1 protein-coding gene is annotated in these 656 nt (G+C 50.3%); it reads left to right on the forward strand.

The window, feature by feature from the left end:
* Positions 1–656: FMN-binding glutamate synthase family protein (locus tag R7190_RS28070; RefSeq protein ID WP_318137951.1), on the forward strand; the 656-nt coding region annotated here is incomplete at both ends.

The following is a 656-nucleotide window of genomic DNA, read 5'->3' on the forward strand; positions in this document are numbered from 1 at the left end:
CCAGTGCGAAGTTTGGCTACGACGAATCCAAGCTCTTAAAGGTTCAAGCCTTTCACTTTAAAGGTGGACAAGGTGCGAAAACAGGGACAGGAGGCCATCTTCCTGCCAACAAAAACATTGGTAAGATCTCTCAGGTGAGGGGCATTCCTGAAGGGCAACCTGCAATATCGCCACCAACCTTTACCGATCTTCATACTACTCACGATTTCAGAAAGTTTGCCGACAGAGTTCGTGGCATTACTGGCGGTATTCCGATTGGCTTTAAATTAAGTGCTAACCATATTGAGCAAGACATCCAGTTTGCGCTCGATGCGAGTGCCGATTACATCATTCTCGATGGCCGTGGTGGTGGCACGGGCGCGGCACCAACCATGTTCCGTGATCACATTAGCGTACCGACCATTCCTGCGTTAGCCCGCGCACGTAAATACTTAGATGAAAAAGGTGCAAGTGACCGTGTCACGTTAATCATCACTGGTGGACTTCGCGTTCCTATGGATTTTGTCAAAGCGTTAGCGCTCGGTGCAGACGGCGTGGCGGTAGCGAATAGCGCGATGCAATCAATCGGTTGTGTCGCAGCTCGCATCTGCAACACCAACAACTGCCCAGCAGGAATTGCGACACAAAATGCCGATTTGAGGCAGCGTCTCGATATT

It is taken from the genome of Vibrio sp. 1078-1 (genome assembly GCF_033340475.1).